The sequence below is a fragment of the Streptomyces sp. NPDC060198 genome (genome assembly GCF_042728415.1).
In the GTDB taxonomy this organism is placed as follows: Bacteria; Actinomycetota; Actinomycetes; order Streptomycetales; family Streptomycetaceae; genus Streptomyces.
The window spans coordinates 1-19,956 of the sequence record NZ_JBHWZJ010000113.1 but is presented as its reverse complement, the minus strand read 5'-3'; the positions used below and the strand labels follow the sequence as shown (position 1 = coordinate 19,956).

Genomic DNA, 19,956 nt, shown 5'->3' with positions numbered 1-19,956 from the left:
GCCCGTACGCTGCCGGGGCCGGGGCATCTCTCCGTTCCACGCGGCCGAAAGGCGCCCTTGCGCCGCGCGCGGGCGGTCCCAAATACTCCCAAGCAGCGCTTGTCAGGAACACGGCATCCGCATAGCGGACACTCGTCGGAAGCCCGACGCCTGACTGCGCCTCACGGGTCCGCCACCCCACGGACGGGCCCCTGATTCCCCTTTGGAGGAACGCGAAGTGAGGAACAAGCGCACCACCCCCCTCAGCACCACCGCCAGACGCAGCAGGGCCGTCGCCGTCGCGGCGGGTCTGGTCGCCGTAGCGGCGCTCGCCGTCCCTGCGGCCAACGCCGACTCGGCCGGTACGTACAGCACCGCCCAGCTCACCGCCGCGAGCGACGCCGTGCTCACCGCAGACGTCCCGGGCACCGCCTGGAGCGTCGACCCCGCCACCAAGCGCCTCGTCGTCACCGTGGACAGTACGGTCACCCAGGCCGAGATCGCGAAGATCAAGGAGACGGCGGGAGACGAGGCGGGCGCCCTGCGCGTCGAGCGCACGGCCGGCACCTTCAGCAAGTTGATCTCGGGCGGCGACGCGATCTACGCGAGCAGCTGGCGCTGCTCGCTCGGCTTCAACGTCCGCAGCGGCAGCACCTACTACTTCCTGACCGCCGGGCACTGCACCGACGGCGCGGGCACCTGGTGGTCCAACTCGGCCCACACCACCACGCTCGGCACCACCTCGGGATCCAGCTTCCCGGGCAACGACTACGGCCTGGTGACCTACACCAACAGCAGTGTCACCAAGAGCGGCACCGTGGGCAGCGTGGACATCACCGGCGCGGCCAACGCCACCGTCGGTCAGTCCGTGACCCGTCGCGGCTCCACCACCGGTATCCACAGCGGCACGGTGACCGGCCTCAACGCCACCGTCAACTACGGGAACGGGGAGGTCGTCTCCGGCCTGATCCGCACCAACGTCTGCGCCGAGTCCGGTGACTCCGGCGGTCCGCTCTACTCCGGCACCCTGGCGATCGGCCTCACCTCGGGCGGCAGCGGCGACTGCACCTCGGGCGGCACGACCTTCTTCCAGCCCGTCACCGAAGCGCTGAGCGCGTACGGAGTCAGTGTCTTCTGATCCGACGGTTCCGCCGGTGCCCACGGGCGTCGGCGGAACCCACGGACCCGGCCCGTGGTGCAATCCGTGACTCCGCGGACGCGCAGAGCCCCCGTTCGCTTCGAACGGGGGCTCCCGCGCGCCCCCCGCCGTGCGGGATGATGGCCGCACGGTCGGACGCGGAGGAGCGACGGGGGCGGACGCCATGTCCTTGCGGAGGGATGCCCTCCGGCTCCTGCAGACACCCAGGGGGTCGAGGCCCGTGCATCGCATCGGAGTGACAGGACACCGTTCCATCCCCCCGGCGGCCTACGCCCAGGTGTACGAGGGCCTGTGCGAGGCGCTGCGGGTGACGGGGGAGTCACTGGAGGCGCTCTCCAGCCTCGCCGTGGGGGCGGACCAGCTCTTCGCCGGCCTCGCCCTCGCGCGCGGCGCGCGGCTGACGGCGGTGATCCCCAGTGACGACTACGAGAAGTGCTTCGAGGAGGAGGGCGACCTCGCGCGCTACCTCATGCTCAAGTCCCTTGCCGGGCGGGAGGTCCGGCTCGACTACCCGCACTCCACGGACGAGGCCTACTACGCGGCGGGCACCTGGATCGCCGACCACTGCGACCGGCTCGTCGCCGTCTGGGACGGCCTCCCGGCCCGGGGGCTCGGCGGCACCGGCGACATCGTCACCTACGCGCGCGCCCTGGGCCGCCCGGTCACGGTGATCTGGCGCGAAGGCGTGCGCCGTGACTGATCGTGAGTCGTGACCGGGGACGAGCCGCGACCGCGGGCATGACCGGCGCGGGTGACGTTGCCTCACGTACGGTGCCGGGCCAGCCAGTCCGTGTGCTCGGGGGAGACGATGCGCTCGGTCTCGAAGACCGCGACCGGCCACTGCCGTTCGGTGAGCGAGGTCTCCATCGCCGCCTGCATCGACTCCAGATCCTTCTCCACCACGGAGTGGGCCGAGATCAGCGGATGGTGGCGGCGCGTCTCGTTCCAGGCCAGGCACCCCGCCGCGGCGGCGGACAGCACCCCGGTCAGCCCGAAGGACCGCCCCGTCCCGAAAGTCTGCGACAGGCAGAGGGCCAACGCCGGCACCGTCAGCGCCGCCACCGTGCCCGACCAGACCAGCGCACCCCGCCGGGAGACCAGCTGCCGTCTCCGGTACCAGCGCCGCTGCTCGATGAGCCGGTCCCGGATGTACGTCTCCTTGCGCACCGTGTACGCCTTGTCCCGCAACTCCCGCATGGAGTCGGTGATGAGGCCGCCGTCCGGCCCGTCGAGGCCGTCGCGGGGGTCGTCCCACCCGGCCTTCCGCAGTTCCTGGAGACCCTCTTCCAGCCTGCTGGCGAAGACCGCCTCGGGATGCTGCGTCGTGGTGTCGAACGGTGAGCCGTGCACGGCGTATCGCCAGCAGTTCGACTTGATGAACTCCGCTGCGGAGCGGTTGAGTTGCCAATGCGACTTTGCTTTGCGGTGCGAGGCGAGGAAGGTGATGACCAGAACACTGGCGTAGGCCAGTGCCCCGAGTAAGTCCAGCAGTTGGAGCGAGTCCCCGACCTCCACGCTCCACGGCAGGGCGGCCGGCACCGCGCCGAGGACGAGGAGGGCCAGCTGCGCGCGGTTCGTGTTGGTCGCCTCCCGCTGCCGGGCGACCGCGACGGCGTCGGTGCGGTGGAAGAGTTCGGGCAGGTCGGCATTCCTGAAGACCATGCTCCGCAGGGGTTCAGGAATCGCCGTCATGTCCGCTCCTTGGTCAAAACAGGGGGAATCCTGCTGATGGAATGGCCCGTTCCGCCCATTCGGGTAACTTCCGCCCCCCGATGGGGGTACACATGTCTGTGAAGATGTGCTCGTCGAGAATCTGAGAGTAAAGTCGTGACGCCGGACACTGCAATGGTGCAGCTGGCCGGTGCTGTTTCCATGTCCGGAACGAGCCACTCAAGGACGGCCGTGAAGACCTACGCATTCCCCTCCTCCTTCGCCACCGCGAAGACCAGCCGTGTGCCGCTCTCCAAGATCGAGATCGCCGGTGGCGACGCCGCCGAAAAGCTCGGGCGGATCGTCACGGTTTCCGGCGGTCGCCCGAACAAGGCATCGACGTTCAACTCTTCGCTCTGATCCGGAGTTCACCCGGGGACGTGTCGTGACAGTTCGTCATCCACGTACGGCCGACGCACCTGGTGCCGATGGCTAGAATGACGGAATGACAGGACCCCCGGTCCCATTCCGTGAAATCGTTCTGAAGGTTCACAGCAGGTGCGATCTTGCCTGTGATCATTGCTATGTCTATGAACATGCTGACCAGAGTTGGCGAACCCGCCCCAAGACGATCTCTGACCAGGTGATTCAGCGGACGGCTCAGCGGTTGGCTGAGCACGCCAGGACACATGCACTGCCCTCCGTGTCAGTGATCCTGCACGGAGGGGAGCCGCTACTCGCGGGCCCCGCGCGCTTGCGCCGCGTCTGCGAGGAGTTCGGCTCCGCGCTCGCGGGCGTCGCCGAACTGGATCTCCGCATCCACACCAATGGTCTTCAGCTCAGTCCGCGGTATCTGGATCTCTTCGACGAGTTCGGCGTCAAGGTGGGCATCTCCCTCGACGGCGACCGGGCGGCCAACGACCGGCACCGTCGATTCGCCGACGGTCGAAGCAGTCATCCGCTCGTGCTCAAGGCCGTGGAGCTGCTCCGGCAGGACCGCTATCGCCACCTGAACCTGGGCCTCCTCTGCACGATCGACATCGCCAACGACCCGCACGCGGTGCTCGACGCCCTGACCGAACTCGAGCCTCCGCTCATCGATTTCCTCCTTCCTCACGCCACCTGGGACGATCCGCCGCCGCGCCCCGACGGGTCACCCACCGCCTACGCCGACTGGCTCCTCGCGATCTTCGACCGCTGGCAGGAGCAGGGGCGCCCGGTGCCGGTCCGTCTGTTCTCCTCCGTGGTGTCCACCCTGGGGGGCGGACCGAGTCTCACCGAATCGCTCGGGCTGGCCCCCACCGACCTGGTCGTCGTGGAGACGGACGGCCAACTCGAACAGGTGGACTCGCTCAAGAGCGCGTACGAGGGTGCCGCTGCCACCGGCTTCGACGTCTTCACCCACTCCTTCGACCAGGTGGCGGCCCACCCGGGGGTGCGGGCTCGCCAGCTCGGCCTGACGGGCGTCAGCGAGGACTGCCGCAGTTGCCCCGTCGTACGTTCGTGCGGTGGCGGGCTCTACACCCACCGCTATCGCTCCTCCAACGAGTTCGACAATCCGTCCGTGTACTGCGCGGATCTCGAAGCCCTGGTGCGCGGGATCGAGGAGCGTACGGCGTCCGCCCTCGTCTCTCCCGCTCTGTCCGGCCCGGCCGGGGCGGCCGCCGAGCAGCACGAACTCACACGCACGCTGCTGGCCGGCCTCCACGCCCTGCTCGGCGGGCTCGGGGGCGAGCCGTGGCTGCGGGGGTGGGAGCAGGCGGGCGCCTTGGAGGCGTCGGACGCGGGGATCGCCGGTCTCGACCGCGTGCTCGCCCACCCGTACGCGCGTTCCTGGCTCCAGGAGACCGTGGAAGGGCTCCGTACCGACGAGGACCGAGCCGTCGCGCAAGCATCGGTACTCACCTCGTACGCGGCCGCGGGGACGCTGCTGGCCGGTCTGACGGACCCGGTGCCGGTGAGCTACCGGCGAGGCAAGCTCTTCCTTCCCACGCTCGGAGAGCTGACGCTCGGCGATGCGGACGACCACGGGACGGTCCTCGTCCGGGGCGAGGCCGGGGGGTTCGTGGTGGAACGCGAGAGCGGTGAGGAGCTGCACGTCGGTCTCGGGAAGCCGGACGACGGTGACTGGCGCCCGGTCCGCCGGCTCGCCGTGGCCGGGCGTTCCGGCTGGGCCGTCGACGATCTCGACCCGTACCGGGACTGCCACGCGGCGCCGGCGGCGGCCCGTCTGGAGTCCGAGGCCTTCCACACCTTCGGCGAGGCCGTCCTCCGTGCCTGGGCCCGGATCGAGACGGTGGCCCCGGCGGTGGCCGACGCCATGGCGGAGGCGGTGACCACCATCACCCCGCTGATCCACGGCGGTCGGGCCGAGGGGCCACGCGGCCATGGGGCGCTCGGAGTCCGGGTGGACGCCGAGGATGGCGAACTGGCGGTCGAAATGGTGCGCGCCTACCGCAGAAGTGAACTGCGGGGCCTGTGCGACGTCACGGACCTGTACGCGGCGGACGGGGACTGGGAGTATCTGTCGCCCTGGGACGGGACGGCCGTTCCGTTCTCCCGTCTGCTGGCCGAGACCCATGAACGCGTGGGTGTCGGGCTGTTCGACCCGGAATTCCCGGCAGGCGTGCAGGAAGCGCTCGATCTGCTGGAAAGGGCCCCCGAACCTACCGTTCACGGAAAACGACTGTTGGACGTGCTCCGAAAAGAGCTCAGCGGTACACAGGGGACAAGCGGGAACAACTACCCCAGGACAATCTTCGATCAAGAAGGTAAGTGATCGGTCCTACTGGGGAGATGACTGAAAAGGGGCGATGAATGACCGAAGATCAGAGGAGTGAAGAGCGGTCCGCTCCGGAATGATGAATTCGCTCGCATTCACTCCGTAGCATCGGATGTGGGTGCTCACACAGGACGGGGGTCGTGTGCACGCATGATGCAACAGCGAGCGTCGGATCATCGGCCGTACTTCTTCCTCAGTTACGCGCACACACCGGGGTACGGCGGTGGAACGGACCCCGATATGTGGGTCGAACGCCTTTTCCAAGATCTCTGCGGCCATGTGATGGCCATGACCGATCTTCCCGCGGGCACGCCCGCGGGCTTCATGGACCGGGAAATACGATCCGGCGAGGGCTGGTCGGAACGGCTCGGCTCGGTGCTCGCCACCTGCAGGGTCTTCGTTCCGCTGTTCTCGCCGCGCTACTTCGCCAGTGAGATGTGCGGCAAGGAGTGGTACGCCTTCGAACAGCGCGCGATCCACCATCGCGCCCGATCCAACCAGTCGGCCGAGGCCATCGTCCCGGCGCTCTGGGTGCCGGTGCCGCCCAGTCAGTTACCCGGCTCCGCCGAGCGGATCCAGTTCAACCACCGGGACTTCGGGGAACGCTACGTCAGCGACGGGCTCTACGGGCTGATCAAGCTCAGGCTCTTCGCCCAGGAGTACGAACGAGCCGTCTACGAACTGGCCAAGCGCATAGTCACCGTCGCCGACACCGTGCGGATCGACACCGGGAGACCCGTCGACTACCGCCTCGCCCCCAGCGCCTTCGGCTCCCGCAGCAGCGGAGCGGGAGCACCGAAGCCGATGCGGATCACCATCGCCGCACCCACTCGCCACGATCTGCCGCCCGGGCGGGACACGGCCTACTACGGCGACAACCCGCAGGACTGGAACCCCTACCATCCGGCCGCCGCGCGCCCGCTGGCGTACGTCACCGAAGAACTCGTCCGCTCGCTCAACTACCAAGCCGTGATCGGATCGTTCGACGAGGACACCGGCCAGTCCGAGGACAAGCGGGCGCCCCTCACACCGGAGATCCTCATACTCGACCGATGGGCGCTCCAGGACGAGGACCGCCGCCGCAGGCTCGCCGCGTTCGACGCCGAGAACAGACCCTGGGTGATCCTGGTGGTGCCATGGAACCGGGACGACCCGCAGAGCCCGGACGCGGAGGCGGAACTCACGGCGATCCTCGAACGGACCCTGCCCGTCAAGATGAGCCAGGGGCGCGCGTTCTGCCGCGTCGCGGCCAAAGGAGTGCCCAGCATGGAGGCGTTCGGCCAGATCCTGCCCCAGGTCGTCGAAGTCGCCGCGCAGCAGTATCTGCGCAACGCGACCGTCTATCCGCCCGGCAGCGGTGGCGGGCACAGTGAACGCACCCGACTGACGGGCCCCATGGGCAACACACAGTTCATACCCGACACGCTCCACCCTGGGACGCAAGCGGAGGACGTATGACAGCCGGTCGTGACGGGCGGATCGTCACTTTCTACTCGTACAAGGGGGGCACGGGGCGCACCATGGCCCTGGCCAACACCGCCTGGATCCTGGCCGCCAACGGCAAGCGGGTACTGGCCGTCGACTGGGACCTGGAGGCACCGGGCCTGCACCGGTTCTTCCACCCCTTCCTCGACCCCTCCACGCTCGGCGCCACCACGGGCGTCATCGACCTCATCACCGACTACGCCTGGGCCGCCACCAGCCCCGTACAGCGCCCCGACGACTGGCACCGCGACTACGCGCGCATCCAGCAGCACGCCGTCTCCCTGACACCGGAGGCGCTCGGCTGGGAGTTCCCCAGGGGAGGCACGCTCGACTTCGTCTCGGCCGGGCGCCAGAACCGTGAGTACTCCGCCGCCGTCTCCACGTTCGACTGGGACAACTTCTACGACCGGCTCGGCGGCGGGAACTTCTTCGACGCCCTGCGCGACGACATGAAGGCCAACTACGACTACGTCCTCATCGACAGCCGCACCGGTCTCAGCGACATCGCCGACATCTGCACCGTCCACCTCCCCGACGTGCTGGTGGACTGCTTCACCCTCAGCGACCAGTCCATCGACGGAGCCGCCTCCGTGGCACGCCAGATGGCCGAGCGCTACACGGGGCGCCCGATCGCCATCTACCCCGTCCCGATGCGCATCGACGAGGGCGAGAAGGAGAAGGCCGATGCCGGACGGGCCCTCGCCCGCTTCAAGTTCGACCGACTGCCGCGTGACCTGTCCGGCGACGAACTCACCGCCTACTGGGGCGCGGTGGAGATCCCGTACCGCCCCTACTACGCGTACGAGGAGACTCTCGCGACCTTCGGCGACGAAGCCGGACTCTCCAACTCGCTGCTCTCCGCGTTCGAGCGGCTCGTGACGGTCATCACCGACCGGGAGGTCACCGCCATGCCGGCGGTCGCGGAGGACGTCCGGCTGCGCATCCGCGACGCCTTCACCCGGCGCCGGCCCACGCTCCCCGCCGACATCTTCCTCAACTACGTCGCGGAGAACCGGATGTGGGCGGACTGGATCGAATCAGTCCTGACCCGGGCCGGCTTCCGTGTCGTGCCGCGTGACGTCTCCACCGAGCGGGAGGACCGGGAACCGCCCACCACCGCGCCGGACACCGCCGCCCGCACCGTCGTGCTGCTCTCCAGCGCCTACCTCAAGTCCCAGCGCGCCACCGAACTGTGGCAGCGGGCCGCCGCCGAGGACCAGGGCGGCGGACGACGCCAGATCCTGTTCCGCGTCGGAGACGTCCGGCTCACCTCCTCCTACATCGACCGCAACCCGGTGGACCTCTTCCGGCTCGACGAAACCCATGCCGTGGCCGCCCTGCTCCGCGCTCTGGACCGCCCGACGCAACTGGTCGACGGGGCGGCACCGGGGCCCAGATTCCCCGGCACGGTCCCGAAGATCTGGAACGCCCCGCCGCGCAACCCCGGATTCACCGGCCGCTCCCTGGTGCTGGAACGCATGCGCGACCAGCTCGGCGGCGGCATGGCGGTGGTACTTCCCCAGCCGCAGACCCTGTACGGCCTCGGCGGCGTCGGCAAGACACAGGTGGCGCTGGAGTACGTGCACCGCTTCATGGCCGACTACGACCTGGTGTGGTGGATCGCCTCCGAACAGACCGACGACGTGGTCGCCGGACTCGCGGAACTCGCCTCCCGGCTGGGAGCGCAGGGCGGCGACGACATGGCGGCAGCATCCAAGGAAGCGGTCGACCTGCTGCGCCGGGGAGTGCCCTCCGACCGGTGGCTGCTGGTCTTCGACAACGCGGACGACCCCGAGCGGATCAGGCGCTACTTTCCCCAGGGCGGCTCCGGCCACATCCTGGTGACGTCCCGGAACCAGACCTGGTCGCAGCACGGCGACGCGCTGCCCGTCGACGTCTTCCTGCGCGAGGAGTCCGTCGAACACCTCCGCCGCCGAGCCCCCGGTCTCAGCCAGGACGACGCCGCCCGGGTGGCCACGGCGGTCGGCGACCTGCCACTCGCCGTCGAACAGGCCGCTGCCTGGATCGCGGAGACGGCGACCCCCGTCGACACCTATCTCGACCAGCTCGCGGAGCAGGCCGCCCAGGTGCTGTCCCTCAACCAGCCCGCCGGCTACCCGGAACCCGTGGCAGCCACCTGGAACGTCTCCATCGAGCGGCTCAAGGAACGGTCGCCCGCGGCGGTGCGGCTGCTCCAGCTCTGCGCCTTCTTCGCGCCCGAGCCGATCAACGCGAACCTCCTGTACAGCAAGGAGATGATCGAGGCGCTGAAGCCGTACGACTCCTCCCTCCAGGAGAAGCTCGTTCTCGGAAGGGTCATCCGGGAGATCGGCCGTTTCGCGCTCGCCAAGGTCGACCAGGTCTCCAACTCGATCCAGGTGCACCGGCTGGTGCAGGCCGTCATCAAGGCCCAGCTCAGCGAGGAGGAGCAGCGGGAGGCCCGGCACGTGGTCCACCGCGTCCTGGCGGGGGCCCGGCCGGACGACGACGAGCCGATCGACAACCCGGAGAACTGGGCGCGGTTCGCCACCATCTGGCCGCACCTGGGGCCGTCCGGGGCCCGTCACTGCGGGGAGCCGGAGACCCGCAGGCTGCTGATCGACCGCGTCCGCTACCTCTGGAAGCGCGGGGACGTCCGCACGGCGGGTGCGCTGGGCGCCGAACTCCGCGCCACCTGGGCCCAGACGCTGGGAAAGGAGGACATCCAGTACCTCTATCTCTGCTTCCACATCTCCAACATCTTCCGCTCGCGCGGGCGTTACGTGGAGGCCAAGGAGCTCGACGAGGTCACCCTCCAGCGGCAGCGCGACATCCTGGGTGCTGAGCACCCCCACACCTACATGACCACGAGCAGTCTGGCGACCGACCTCGGCATGCTGGGGGAGTACGGCCGGGCGATCGAGCTGGCCACCGAGGCCCGTGAAGGCTTCGGCGAGATATTCCACGAGGGGCACCCGAGGACACTCGCGGCGGCGAACAACCTGGCGCTCAACCTGCGCCTGGTCGGGCAGTACTCCCGGGCGAGGGAGATCGACCAGGAGGTGTACGACCGGCGCAGCGAGGTGCTCGGGGCGGAGCATCCGTACAGTCTGTCCTCCGCCGTGAGCCTTGCTCGCGACCTGCGCGACGTCGGCCGGTACGAGGACTCGGTGGCGCTGCTCAGCCGCACGTACGACAGCTACAAGAGGACTCTCGGCCCCTCCTTCCCCGGCACGCTCTCCGCCGCCAAGGCGCTCGCGGTGGCACTGCGCCGGGCGGGGCAGCTGGAGGACGCCCGCAGGCTGACGCTGGCCACCCGTGCCAGGTACCGGGCGAAGTACACCTCGGTCAACCCGGAGTCGCTGGCCTGCGACCTGAACCTGGCGGCCGACTTCTACGCGATCGGCGAATCGGTCCAGGCGAGGGACGCGGCGAGAGAGGTGGTCGACCAGTACCTGCTGGTGCCGGGCGAGAGGCACCCGTACACCCTGGCCGCGCAGAACAACCTGGCCGTCTACCTGCTCGGCTCGGGGGAGGCGGAGGAGGCGGCCAGGACGTCCCGGCGGGTCGTCGACCTGATGCGGGAGCTGTTCGGCAGGGAACACCCGCACACGCTCTTCTGCGTGATGAACCTGGCGAACGCGACCGCGGCGCTCGGGGACGAGGAGCTCGTACTGGAGACGGAGCAGTTCCTCGCCGGGCAGCTCGCGGAGGCACTCGGGGCGCAGCATCCGGAGACGCTGGCCATGGTGGGGAACATGGCGGTCACGCTGGAAGACCTCGGCCGCCGGGACGAGGCCCAGAAGGTGCGGACGAGGATCGTCACCGAGCTGGCCCGGCAGCTCGGTGACGATCATCCGATGACGCGGATCGCACGGGACGGGAGAAGGTTCGAGCGGGAGCTGGAGCCGATCCAGGTCTGAGCGCACGGTAAGGGTGGGCCACCACGGGGGTGGGCCACCCTTACCGGACGTCGAAAAGTCCGCTGGTGCGGCTCAGTTCATCGAGCCCACGCTGGACTCGCGTTCGTCCAGGAGCCAGTTCAGGACCCGCGGGAGCACCGACAGGGCGTCGAAGTGGGCCGCGCTCGGCTCGAGCACGGTGGTCGCGCCGGGAATTCTTCCCCCCAGCCAACGGGAGTGGCTGGCCGGTGAGAAGACGTCCTTCTCGCCGTGCCAGAGCATCACCGGGCAGGTGATGTCGGCCGGGTCGAAGCCCCACGGCTTGCTGAACGCGAGGGCGTCGTCGATCCAGCCGTACGCCGAAGTCCGCAGGCCCTCGCTGTAGTTGCGCAGCAGCAGCGAGCGGATGCCCGCGTCGTTCACCACCACCCGGTCGGAGTCGGTGAGTTCGCGCCGCAGATCGTCCAGGAGCCGTACCGGGTCGACCCGGATCTCGGCGGAACGGACGATGAAGGATTCCGTGAGGCCGTCCGGGTCGGCCGCCGCGGTGGAGTACGCCAGCACGTTGGAGGCGGCCATCCCCTCGAACCAGTCGAGCCCCGGTGCGTCCCAGGGGGCCAGGGTGACCAGAGCGGCCGCCCTGGTCACCCGGTCGGGCATCAGCGCCGCGCAGGCCAGGGCGTGCGGGGCGCCGCCGGAACGGCCCACCACGGCGAACCGTTCCAGGCCGAGAGCGTCGGCGATGGCCCGTACGTCCTCGACGACGTCGCTCACGCGGCGGCCCGGATGCCGGTCGGACTCGCCGTAGCCGGGCCGGTCGTAGGTGATGAGCTGGGTCTGGCGCTGGTACATGACCATGCCGCGCGGAGCGGGCCCGAGCCGGCTGCCCGGGGTGCCGTGCAGCAGGAAGACCGGTCTTCCGTGCAGATCCCCCTGACGCTCCACGATCAGGTGACGTCCGTCCGTCACGCGCACCCGATTGCGCACCCGTACCTCCTCAAGTCCCCGGCCGGCCCGGGCGTGTGCGCCCGGTGCGTGCTGCCTCATTTCGATGATGGGTCATCAAAGGCGTTATGCGCACTACCTGTTGGGAGAGAAACGGGGTCACGCGGTGTGTGCGCCCCCTGGAGGGGTTCCCGTGCTTCCTGAGGTGCCGGGTGACGGACGCGGCGTGCCGGCGTTCCCATCGGTTCCGCCGGTTCCGGCGGCGTGTCTCCGCTTGTGGCGCAGGGAGAGCAGCAGGGTCAGGGCCGTACCGGCCACCGCCCAGGCGGAGAGGACCAGCAGGGAACCGGTGACCGCGTTGCCCCGGAAGTAGGCGATCGAACGGGCGACCCAGGTGCCGGCGCCCGGGGGGAGGGCCGGGCCGATCGCGCGCCAGAAGTCCGGCAGCATCGGCAGCGGGAAGGCGCCGCCCGCGCTCGGGTTGCCCGCGATCACGATGATCAGGACGGCCAGCCCGATGCCGACGATGCCGGTCAGCGCCTGCAGGGCGAGGGTGATCATGCCGGTGGCGAAGACGACCAGCGCGCCCAGCCCCGCCAGTCCCCAGAGGCTGCCGGGCAGCGCGCCGAGGACGGGGCCGACGATGATCGCGCCGCCGATGCCGCCCAGCACCGAGTACACCGCCATGACCAGGGTGCGGATGAGCGCGCGCCGGAGATTGGCCGGCCGGGAGCCCGCGCTGATCGCGAGGATCGAGGCGCAGAGATAGCCGCCCACGCACCAGCCGACGACCAGGTAGAACGACGAGAGCCCGTCGAAGTCGTCGGAGGAAGCAGGGGCCAGGTCGACGGTCCGCACGGTGCGCCGCTGTTGGGCCACGGCCGCGGTGGTGATCTTCTCCAGGGAGGTGGCGAGGGCGGAGCCGCCGCCGGAGGCGACGAACAGGGTGTCGGTCGTGCCGGTCGGGTTCACCACCAGGGCGCCGTCGATCTCACGGTTCATGATCTGCCGGCGTGCCTCGGCTGCGTCGTCGACGGTGCGCGGGTCGAGCGGGCCGCCCGGGAGCCCGTCCAGATCGGTGACCAGCTGCTGGGACGCCTGCGGGGGCGCCACGACGCCGAAGGGGACGTCGGTCGGCACCGGCCGGTGCAGCGCGCCCACGTAGGAGGCGATGAAAAGCAGTTGGAGGACCAGTACGCCCAGGACCAACAGGGCGGCCCGGGGCGTGACGGCCTGTCTGACCTCTCCGGCGAAGTTCATGCCCCCACGCTCGATCCGACCGGCACTTCGCGCAGGCGGTGCGGGCCGAATGGCGCAAGGGGACGGCCCGGCCGTCACGCGGCGGGCGGGTGTCCGCGCGGTGCGGGGGCCAGGCTCGCGGGCCGTACGGCCCCGGCACCGAAACGCCGGCGGGCCCGGTCCGAGGCGGCCTCGGCGGCGCGGGACCGGTCGTCGACCGGGTCCAGGGAGAGCTGGCGCGGGGCGTCCTCGGCGGGCGAGAGGGCGTCCGCACGCAGGGTGTAGGCGCGTACCCGGGCACGTTGCAGGCCGAGCGAGTCCAGCAGCCCCAGCGCGGCGGCGGCGAGGAGGGGGGAGTGGCCGGTGGGTTCGGCACAGGTACGGGTCCGGGTGCTGGACGTCCGGTCGGCGTACCGCACGGTGAGCGTCAGCCGTCCGGCGACCTGGTGCCCGGCGCGCAGGCGCAGGCCCAGCCGTTCGGCCAGCCCCAGGACCGCCCGGTGGTGCAGTCCAGGATCGAGGCAGTCCCGGTCGAGCACCAGGTCGACGGCGAGATGGGCGGCAGGTTCCTCGCGCACGACCGGGCGGGGGTCGCGGCCGTGCGCGCGCTCGGCCAGCAGCCGGGCGGGACCGGCGCCGAGCAGACGCTGGAGGGTCAGCGGCGGCAGGTCGGCGATCTGACCGATGGTGTGCACGCCGTACCGCCCCAGCGTGGTCGCCGTGGCGCGGCCGATGCCGGGCAGCGCGGTGACCGGGCGGGGGCGCAGCCAGGAGTCCGCCCGGTCGCCGGGGACCTCCGTGGTCTCACCGGGCCCGGACGCGTCGGCCGCCATGGCGGCCAGCATGCGGTTGCCGGCGAGCCCCGCCCCGCACTCGATCCCGTACAGGGCGAACAGGCGGAGCCTGACCAGCTGGACCAGGTCGTACGGGGGCACACCGAAGTAGCGCAGCGCCGAGGTCAGATCCAGCTGCACGGCGTCGAGCGGGACGGCCTGGACATGCGGGGTGATGCCGGACATCAGCTCCACGATGTCGGCGTACCGCTCCTCGTCCGGCAGCGCGTACAGGCGCAGATGCGCGATGTGGCGGCGGCGTGCCGGGCGGGGGTCCGTCATCCCGCGCTCCCCTGGCTGGTGTGGCCGAGCTTGCGCAGGTCGGCCGAGCGGCTGCCGGCCGGCTGGAGGTCGGCGTACGGGTGGAGCCGGGCGCCCGAGGTGCCGTTGGCCAGAGTGCGCCCAGGCTGTGCGGGCGTGGGGTGCGGGCGCTCCCCGCCGAGCAGCGCGATCGCGGCGGCGGGACCCTCGTCCCGGCGGGCCGCCGCGATCCGGTCCAGGTCCCAGGCCATGGTGCCGACCACGGAGCGCCGGTTGCCGCGCACCTGCACGGTGCCGCGCACCAGCAGCAGCCCGCTGTGGAAGACGGTGTGCGCGCACGCCGGGTGGGAGTCCTCGAAGAAGACCAGGTCGACCATGCCCGAGCCGTCCTCCAGGGTGACGAAGATGATCCGCTTGCCGCTGGCGATCGGCGGGGTCTGCGTGGAGGCCCGCACCCCGGCCACCAGGACCTGCTGCCCCTGGCGCACGTCGGCCAGGTGCGCGGCGTCCGTCGCGCCGATCTCCCGCAGCAGCCGGTGGTGGTGCTCCATGAGGTGCCGGGACACATCGATGCCCAGCGTGTTCAGCTCCGCGTCCAGCGCCTCACGGCCGGTCATCTCCGGCAGACCGCTCGGTTCCGCCGCGCCCGCCGCGCCCGCGTGGAGGGCGAGCTGGCCGTCGCCCGCGGACCGGGTGCGGGACTGCCGGTGCAGTTCGGCGACGTGCAGCAGCAGGTCCCGCCGGGTGAGCGAGCCCTCGCCGAGCCCGGCGAACGCGCCGATCTCGACCAGGCGTTCCGCCAGTGGCCGACTGGGGCGGGCCCGCTGCCAGAAGTCCGACAGCGAGTCGTAGGGCCCACCGGCCTCGATCCGGGCACACTCGTCCTCGGTGATGCCGCGTACGGAGGACAGCGCGAGCCGCACCCCCCACCGTTCGTCACCGGTCCGCTCCACCACGTACCGGGTACGGGAGCGGTTGACGTCCACGGGCAGTACGGGCACGCCCCGGCGGCGGGCGTCGGCGACGATGACGCGCCCGGGCCACATCCCGGGGTCGTGTTCGAGCAGCCCGGCGAGGAGGAACGCGGGGTGGTGCGCCTTGAGCCAGGCGCTCTGCAGGGCCGGTACGGCGAATGCCACCGCGTGTGCGCGGCAGAAACCGTAGGCGCCGAACGCCTCCACCGTCGCCCACACCTTCGCGCGGACCTCGGGGCCGTACCCCCGGGCCGACGCGCGGTCGTGGAACCACCTGCCGATGGCGGGCAGCCGCTTGCGGTCGCCGAGCGCCCGGCGGGCCACCTCGGCCGCCGCCCGGTCGCAGCCGGTCATCACGGAGAGGGTCTCGATGATCTGCTCGTGCCAGATGGTGACCCCGTAGGTGTCGGCGAGCACCGGTTCGAGGTCGGGGTGGGCGTAGGCGGGGGCCTTTCCGTGCCGCGCGGCGACGTACCGCTCGGGCATGCCTCCGGCGACCGGTCCCGGGCGGAAGAGGCTGATGTCGGCGATGACGTCTTGCGGGTTGCGCGGCTGGAGGCGGGAGAGCAGATCCTGCTGGCCGGGCGATTCGAGCTGGAACAGCCCGATCGTCTCGCTCTGCTGGATGAGCTTGAACGCGAAGACGTCGTCGAGCGGCACCTGCTCCGGGTCGTCCAGGTCGATCCGGTCGCCGGTCGCGCGTTCGATCTCGTCGACGGCGTGGGCCATCGCGGACTGCATCCGTACCCCGAGCACGTCGAGCTTGATGTTGCCCAGCGCCTCCACTTCCTCCTTCGCGGCCATGGCCATGGGGTAGTCGCCCTGCGGGGTGGGCTGCACCGGCAGCCGGTCCAGCAGGCTCGCGTCGCTGATGATCACCCCGCACGGGTGCATGGCCATGCCGTGCACCAGGGAGTCGAGCCCTTCGGCGAGCTCCCACAGCGGCCCGTACCGCTTCGCCCGCGACGCCAGGGCGCGCAGCTCGGGCAGTTCGGCGAGGGCGCTCGTGATGTCCGAGGCGCGCAGGTGCGGGAAGCTCTTGGCGATCCGGTCGACCTCGTCCGGCGCGATGCCGAGCGCGAGACCGGTGTCCCGCAGCGCCCTGCGGGCCCGGTAGGTCTCGGGCATCGCGGTGACCGAGACCCGTTCCTTGCCGAACCGGGCGAAAATCGCGTCGTAGCACTCCAGCCGCCGCGCCGACTCCACGTCGATGTCGATGTCCGGGAGCGACGTGCGCCGCTCGCTGAGGAAGCGTTCGAACAGCAGCCGGTGCTCCAGCGGGTTGGCGGTGGCGATGTCCAGGGTGTGGCAGACCATCGAGCCCGCGCCGGAACCCCGGGCCGCGACCCGGATGCCCAGCTCGCGGATGTCCGCCACCACCTGGCCGACGGCGAGGAAGTACGAGTCGTACCCCAGCCTGTTGATCACCCCGAGCTCCATCTCCAGCCGCTCCCGGGCGTCCGCGTCACGGTCCAGACCCCGGCGGACCAGGCCCGCCTCGGAGCGCTCGCGCAGCAGCCGGGCGGCGCCACCGGCGTCCGGCCCGGCGCCGAACAGGGACGCCTCCGGGAAGTGGCGCCTCCCGAGCCCGAGGTCCGCCTCCGGGTCGAGGACGCACCCCGCGGACGTCGCGGCGGTGTCCGCCAGCAGCCGGCGCGCCCGGCGGTCGTCGAGCCCGGCGGACGCGGCGATCGCGCGGGCGACGGCGACCATGGCGCCCTCGCCCTTGAGCCAGCGCTGTCCGCTGTCCAGCCGGCGCCGGTCCACGGGGCGCAGCAGCCGTGCGGCGTCCAGCACGTCGGCCAGGCGGTGCTGGGCGGGGTCGGCGTAGCGGACCGCGTTGGAGAGCACGGCGGTGACGCCGGTACGGTCGGCCAGCGCCAGCGTACGGGCGGCCAGCCGCAGCGACCCCGGGCCCGTACCGGCCCGCTGGTACGCCACGGTCTCCAGCCTCAGCCCGCTGCCGAAGATCTGCCGCCACGGTGCCAGCAGTTTCACCGCGACGTCCTCGCGGCCCGCCGCCAGCGCCCGTACCGGTTCCGACAGCGGGCCCAGCAGCACGGTCAGCCCGGGACCGCCGTGCTCACGCAGGGCCGCCCACGGCACCACCGGCGCGGTGCCTGACACCGCCCCGGCGTGGGCCGCCGAGGTGATGCGGCAGAGCCGCGCCCAGCCGGCCCGGTCCTGGGCGAGCAGGACGACGCGCAGCGGCGGTTCGACGACGTGGGAGCCCCCGCGCGCGGGGGTGCGCGGACGCTCGGCCGGAGGCGGCGGAGCGAGGGCCTCCACCGCGAGGTCGATGCCGAAGACCGGCCGTACCCCTTCCCGGGCGCAGGCCCGAGCGAATCGAACAGCACCGGTCACGGTGGACCGGTCGGTGAGCGCGAGATCCGGCATGCCGAGTTCGGCCGCCCGACGGGCGAGATGCTCGGGGTGGGCGGCGCCGTAGCGGGCGGAGTAACCGGACGCGACGTGCAGATGGGCGAAGCCCGCCATGCCGCACCTCCATTCCGCCACCCCATTTCTGATCTTTGCCCGATACGTTCCTCGTACGTTCGTTCGATTACCTTAACTCCCTCGCCCCTGGTCGGCGAGCTGGTAAAGGGCCGGTCGGTGCGGAAATAATCGAACAAATGGCGGCGTGGCGAGCTGCCGGACCGTCACCCCCGTCGCACGGTCGGGGACTTGGGCCCGAGAGCTCTTTCCGGTGTCCGTTCCCGCCGTCACGCATGACCTTCGCCACCCGGTGCGGGCGGCGTCCGCCCCGGCCGGACCGGGTGGCACGTGCTTGTGGGTGGCGGGAGTCACCTGCCAGGATGGTGATGTGAACCTGGGGCATGTCTTTCTCTGCGGAAACCCGGCGCTCGACTTCGTCGCCACGCTGCGCGCACGCCGGTCCGCCCGGTTCGAGATGCTGGCGTCGCCGGACCGGCTGGACGCCTGGTATCTCGAATCCGGCCTCGTCGACACGGTCGCTCCGGCCGACGCCTCCCACGTGGAACGGGCGACCGCGGTCCGGGAAGCGGTGTACGCGCTGGTCGCGGCCCGGCTCGCGGGCGGACCCTTCGACGCGGAGGCGCTGGCCGTGGTGAACGCGGCGGCCGGTACGGCCGCTCCGGCACTCCGGCTCACCCCGGCGGGGCGACGCCGGGTGGACGCGACGCAGGAGGAGGCGTTGTCCCTCGTGGCGCGTCACGCCGTCGAGGTCCTGGGCGGGCCGGAAGTGCCGCTGCTGAAGGAGTGCGGCAACGCTGCCTGCACCCGTGTCTACGTCGACCGGTCACGCGGCACGCGCCGGCAGTGGTGCGGCATGGATTCCTGCGGGAACCGGCTGAAGGCAGCGGCCTACCGTGCCCGGAAGAAGCAGGCGCGGACGGCCGAGCGGGAGTAGGGGCTGGCGCGGAAGGCCGAGGGGGTGGTGCGGGACGCGTCCGTGGGCTGACGCCCGGCGGGGGCTGCCGGAGGCGGCGCCCCCCTCGTCGCCCTGAGGCCCCGCCCTCCTGGAGCGGCTGATCGCCGGAGTCCGCGTCCGCCGTGCCGGGCGGCCCCGGTGTCAGGCCTCCCGCGCCCGTCCCGGCAGGTGAGGGCTGTGGGCCGAGCGCCGGGGGCCGTACGTGCGGTTCGAGCTGGCCCCTGGGCGACGCTTCCGGCTGATCGGCACGCGGGTTCGGGGAAAGCCGTGTCGGCGCACGGGGCCGACGCCATGTCGGCGGTGGAGCAGTTTTTACCGACGCGTAACTTCCCCCGCGAACCTACTCGCGCGTAATTTGACATGAGCACATAAAGCTTGTGGTCCGGGCCACAGGGCGAACCCCCACATCGCAACTCCCTGAGCCGCAAGGAGATCCCACGATGCTGCCCTGGACCCGTACGCCGCGAGCCCCACGTGCGCGGAGAACCCTCGCCGCCCTGCTCCTCGCCGTCGCCGCCCTCGCCGGCCCCTCGGCCGCCGCGGTGGCGGCCCCCTCCGCGGGGGAGGCCGCCGCCGCCACGAGCGGCTGGAACGACTACTCCTGCAAGCCCTCCGCCGCCCACCCGCGCCCCGTGATCCTCGTCCACGGAACCTTCGGGAACTCCGTCGACAACTGGCTCGTCCTCGCCCCCTACCTGGTGGCCCGCGGCTACTGCGTCTTCTCGCTCGACTACGGGCAGCTCCCCGGCGTGCCGGTCTTCAACGGCCTCGGCCCCATCGACAAGTCGGCCGCCCAGCTCAGCACCTTCGTCGACAAGGTGCTCGCCGCCACCGGCAAGTCGAAGGCCGACCTCGTGGGCCACTCGCAGGGCGGCATGATGCCGAACTACTACCTGAAGTTCCTCGGCGGCGCCGCCAAGGTGAACGCGCTCGTCGCCCTCGCCCCCGACAACCACGGCACCACCCTCCTCGGGCTGACCGCACTGCTGCCCTACTTCCCCGGCGCGGAGGCCCTGCTGAACTCCGCCACCCCCGGCCTCGCCGACCAAGTGGCCGGATCGCCGTTCATCACCAAGCTGAACTCCGTACCCGACACCGTGGCCGGGGTGAAGTACACCGTCATCTCGACCCGGTACGACGAGGTCGTCACCCCCTACCGCACCCAGTACCTGAGCGGCGCGAACGTGCGCAACATCCTCCTCCAGGACCTGTGTGCGGTCGATCTCTCCGAGCACGTCCTCATCGGCACCACCGACAAGATCGCCTTCCACGAGGTGGCCAACGCGCTCGACCCGGCGCACGCCTCCACGACGGACTGCACCTCCGTACTCAGCTGAACGACGCCCCGTGCGGCAC

At 71.1% G+C, this 19,956-nt stretch carries 13 protein-coding genes; 8 read left to right on the top strand and 5 right to left on the bottom strand.

Translation table 11 applies throughout. The features are described from left to right. Positions 1 to 217 precede the first annotated feature (217 nt). Both ACFWEP_RS16425 and ACFWEP_RS16420 read left to right on the top strand, forming a co-directional pair. Positions 218 to 1,117, top strand: coding sequence for a S1 family peptidase (locus ACFWEP_RS16425; RefSeq protein WP_387370765.1), 900 nt, complete (start codon positions 218 to 220; stop codon positions 1,115 to 1,117). Between the two features lie 241 nt (positions 1,118 to 1,358). Further along, positions 1,359 to 1,838, top strand: coding sequence for a hypothetical protein (locus ACFWEP_RS16420; RefSeq protein ID WP_387370763.1), 480 nt, complete (start codon positions 1,359 to 1,361; stop codon positions 1,836 to 1,838). Between the two features lie 62 nt (positions 1,839 to 1,900). Here the strand turns inward: ACFWEP_RS16420 and ACFWEP_RS16415 are convergent, their stop codons facing one another. Further along, positions 1,901 to 2,830, bottom strand: coding sequence for a DUF4231 domain-containing protein (locus ACFWEP_RS16415; RefSeq protein ID WP_387370761.1), 930 nt, complete (start codon positions 2,828 to 2,830; stop codon positions 1,901 to 1,903). A 210-nt stretch (positions 2,831 to 3,040) separates the two neighbouring features. Here ACFWEP_RS16415 and ACFWEP_RS16410 point away from each other — a divergent pair, with 210 nt between their 5' ends. The 4 genes from ACFWEP_RS16410 to fxsT all read left to right on the top strand — a co-directional run bounded on the left by ACFWEP_RS16410 (position 3,041) and on the right by fxsT (position 10,957). After that, entirely contained in the window at positions 3,041 to 3,208 is a 168-nt protein-coding gene (locus ACFWEP_RS16410) for an FXSXX-COOH protein (RefSeq protein ID WP_328722520.1), read from the top strand. 85 nt (positions 3,209 to 3,293) lie between these two features. Beyond that, positions 3,294 to 5,567 carry a radical SAM/SPASM protein FxsBH, inactivated beta-hydroxylase extension form gene (gene fxsBH, locus ACFWEP_RS16405; RefSeq protein WP_387370759.1) on the top strand — a complete coding sequence of 758 codons (2,274 nt, stop codon included), beginning with the start codon at positions 3,294 to 3,296 and terminating at the stop codon, positions 5,565 to 5,567. Positions 5,568 to 5,720: 153 nt separating this feature from the next. Next, positions 5,721 to 7,028: a TIR-like protein FxsC gene (locus tag ACFWEP_RS16400; RefSeq protein WP_387370757.1), complete on the top strand. Its 1,308-nt coding sequence runs from the start codon at positions 5,721 to 5,723 to the stop codon at positions 7,026 to 7,028. Beyond that, entirely contained in the window at positions 7,025 to 10,957 is a 3,933-nt protein-coding gene (gene fxsT / locus ACFWEP_RS16395; protein WP_387370755.1) for an FxSxx-COOH system tetratricopeptide repeat protein, read from the top strand. The genes ACFWEP_RS16400 and fxsT overlap by 4 nt, the downstream gene beginning before the upstream one ends. Before the next feature lie 72 nt (positions 10,958 to 11,029). On the opposite strand, the gene ACFWEP_RS16390 is transcribed toward fxsT, so the two are convergent. From ACFWEP_RS16390 to ACFWEP_RS16375, 4 genes are all read right to left on the bottom strand, one after another. Next, positions 11,030 to 11,923, bottom strand: coding sequence for an alpha/beta fold hydrolase (locus ACFWEP_RS16390; RefSeq protein ID WP_387370753.1), 894 nt, complete (start codon positions 11,921 to 11,923; stop codon positions 11,030 to 11,032). A gap of 117 nt (positions 11,924 to 12,040) precedes the next feature. After that, entirely contained in the window at positions 12,041 to 13,141 is a 1,101-nt protein-coding gene (locus ACFWEP_RS16385) for a DUF3533 domain-containing protein (RefSeq protein WP_387370751.1), read from the bottom strand. Between the two features lie 74 nt (positions 13,142 to 13,215). Beyond that, on the bottom strand, positions 13,216 to 14,235 hold the full coding sequence (locus tag ACFWEP_RS16380; RefSeq protein ID WP_387370749.1) for an ImpB/MucB/SamB family protein: 1,020 nt from the start codon (positions 14,233 to 14,235) through the stop codon (positions 13,216 to 13,218). Beyond that, positions 14,232 to 17,684, bottom strand: a complete 3,453-nt coding sequence (locus tag ACFWEP_RS16375; protein WP_387370747.1) for a DNA polymerase III subunit alpha — start codon at positions 17,682 to 17,684, stop codon at positions 14,232 to 14,234. The genes ACFWEP_RS16380 and ACFWEP_RS16375 overlap by 4 nt, the downstream gene beginning before the upstream one ends. 328 nt (positions 17,685 to 18,012) lie before the next feature. On the opposite strand from ACFWEP_RS16375, the gene ACFWEP_RS16370 reads away from it, so the two are divergent. Both ACFWEP_RS16370 and ACFWEP_RS16365 read left to right on the top strand, forming a co-directional pair. Further along, positions 18,013 to 18,579, top strand: coding sequence for a CGNR zinc finger domain-containing protein (locus ACFWEP_RS16370; protein ID WP_387370745.1), 567 nt, complete (start codon positions 18,013 to 18,015; stop codon positions 18,577 to 18,579). A 461-nt stretch (positions 18,580 to 19,040) separates the two neighbouring features. Continuing rightward, complete coding sequence (locus ACFWEP_RS16365) at positions 19,041 to 19,937, top strand: esterase/lipase family protein (protein ID WP_387370743.1); 897 nt, start codon at positions 19,041 to 19,043, stop codon at positions 19,935 to 19,937. Positions 19,938 to 19,956: the final 19 nt, after the last annotated feature.

Coding starts and splice junctions, on each gene's coding strand:
- ACFWEP_RS16400 (WP_387370757.1), top strand. CDS start 5,721: ATGATGCAACAGCGAGCGTCGGATCATCGGCCGTACTTCTTCCTCAGT.
- ACFWEP_RS16385 (WP_387370751.1), bottom strand. CDS start 13,141: ATGAACTTCGCCGGAGAGGTCAGACAGGCCGTCACGCCCCGGGCCGCC.
- ACFWEP_RS16375 (WP_387370747.1), bottom strand. CDS start 17,684: ATGGCGGGCTTCGCCCATCTGCACGTCGCGTCCGGTTACTCCGCCCGC.
- ACFWEP_RS16415 (WP_387370761.1), bottom strand. CDS start 2,830: ATGACGGCGATTCCTGAACCCCTGCGGAGCATGGTCTTCAGGAATGCC.
- ACFWEP_RS16365 (WP_387370743.1), top strand. CDS start 19,041: ATGCTGCCCTGGACCCGTACGCCGCGAGCCCCACGTGCGCGGAGAACC.
- fxsBH (WP_387370759.1), top strand. CDS start 3,294: ATGACAGGACCCCCGGTCCCATTCCGTGAAATCGTTCTGAAGGTTCAC.
- ACFWEP_RS16380 (WP_387370749.1), bottom strand. CDS start 14,235: ATGACGGACCCCCGCCCGGCACGCCGCCGCCACATCGCGCATCTGCGC.
- fxsT (WP_387370755.1), top strand. CDS start 7,025: ATGACAGCCGGTCGTGACGGGCGGATCGTCACTTTCTACTCGTACAAG.